Source organism: Methylobacterium sp. WL12 (assembly GCF_008039475.1).
In the GTDB taxonomy this organism is placed as follows: Bacteria; Pseudomonadota; Alphaproteobacteria; order Rhizobiales; family Beijerinckiaceae; genus Methylobacterium; species Methylobacterium cerastii.
Genome location: NZ_VRUW01000202.1, coordinates 1 through 1,536, shown reverse-complemented (window position 1 = coordinate 1,536; position 1,536 = coordinate 1). Strand labels below are relative to the sequence as shown.

Genomic DNA, 1,536 nt, shown 5'->3' with positions numbered 1-1,536 from the left:
CCACCGTGGTGACGTTGGTGCCGGCCTCCTCGGCGGCCGCCGCCACCGTGGTGGACTGGCCCGCGGTCTCGGCGGCGGTCGCGGTCAGGGTCCGGGCGGTGGCCTGCAGTTCGGTCGCCGAGGACGACACCATCCCGACGATGCCGCCCACCGCCGCCTCGAAGTCGTCGGCCATCTGCCGCATCCCGGCCTTGCGCTGCGCCTCCGCCGCCAGCCGCGCGTCCGCCGTCTCCGCCTCCAGCTTGCGTGTGCGGATCAGGTTCTCCTTGAACACCTGGACCGCCGACGCCATCGCGCCGATTTCGTCGCGGCGGGCGCCGTACGGCACCGCGATCTCGGCCTCGCCGGCGGCCAGCCCCGACATCACGCCGGTCATCGCCTGGATCGGTCGCGAGACGCGCAGGAGGCTGAACGCCGCGGCGGCGCAGGCCGCGACGAGCGCCAGGACGATGGCGCAGTAGGTCGTCGCCGTCGCGGCATCGATCTGAGCCATGGCGTCCGCCGCATCCCTGCGGGCGCCGACCTCGTTGTAGGCGACGACGCGGTTCAGCGCGTCGCGGGCGTTGTCGTACAAGTTCGCGTTGTCGGGGCTGCCGATCAGCGCCGCCGCCTCCGACATCAGTCCCGCCTCGGCCAACTGCATGGATTCCACGGTGGCCGCATCGTACTTGTTCCAGGACGCGACGAACGCGTTGTAGATCGAGCGCTCGTCCTCGCCGGAGATCAAGGTCTCGTAGGACTTGCGCGTCGCCTCGAACTCGGACGCCGACGTCGCGAGCAGCTTGCTGTCCTCGGAGAAGGCGGTCGCCGACTTCGTGGGCGTCAGGAGGCGCAGATGCTTGATGCGGATGTCGGCTTCGGCGGCCTTGACGTTGTTCGCCGCGACGACGGAGGGCAGCCAGTTGCTGGAGATCGCGTCGACGGACGTGCCGATGCTCGACAGCTTCGCAAGCGAGACGACGCCCTGTCCGGCGCTGATGAGTGCAAGGAAGCCGAAGGCGGCGCCGAGCGAGGCTTTGAGGGAGACGTGCAAGCGCATTGTCCGAACCTGCGCGGGACGACCGGGGCGGCGCGCCGCGCGCACAACCGCTGGATGAGAAAGCGGTTCAACGCGTTAAAAAACCCGTGCCGACCGTCGGTTTCAGAGACCATCACCCTGCATCCAAAAGGTGCACCGTGCTTAATGCATCGACATCGATCGATATGTTTCCGATGATAGCTGAGCCCATGAACGGATGTGCCGGAAACGACGCGCGTCCTGATGGAGCGTTGCTTGAAACGGCCCCTGACGCGCGCACGCGGTGGGACGCGTCAGGGGCCGTCTGCATGGTCGCCCGGGTGCAAAGACCAGCTTCTCTTTGACGGCGCACCCCGCATCGTGGCCGGTCGACCGACCCGGCGCGTCGCGCTAGATGTTTGGTCCCGGCATTTGGTGGAGCGGGTTTGACCGGAAGCGACTGGGCTCGGCGGACCATGCTTTGCAGATGGCCTCGTAGGGCGTGAGACCCCGCAGGGTCTTCAGGCGTCGGCCAAAAT

At 68.0% G+C, this 1,536-nt stretch carries 1 protein-coding gene and 1 pseudogene; both read right to left on the bottom strand.

Annotated elements, in window-relative coordinates; all coding sequences use genetic code 11:
* Positions 1-1,033: MCP four helix bundle domain-containing protein (locus FV226_RS27475; RefSeq protein ID WP_187278877.1), on the bottom strand; the 1,033-nt coding region annotated here is incomplete at its 3' end.
* Between the two features lie 375 nt (positions 1,034-1,408).
* A pseudogene (locus FV226_RS27470) lies at positions 1,409-1,536 on the bottom strand (IS481 family transposase); the annotation flags it as partial.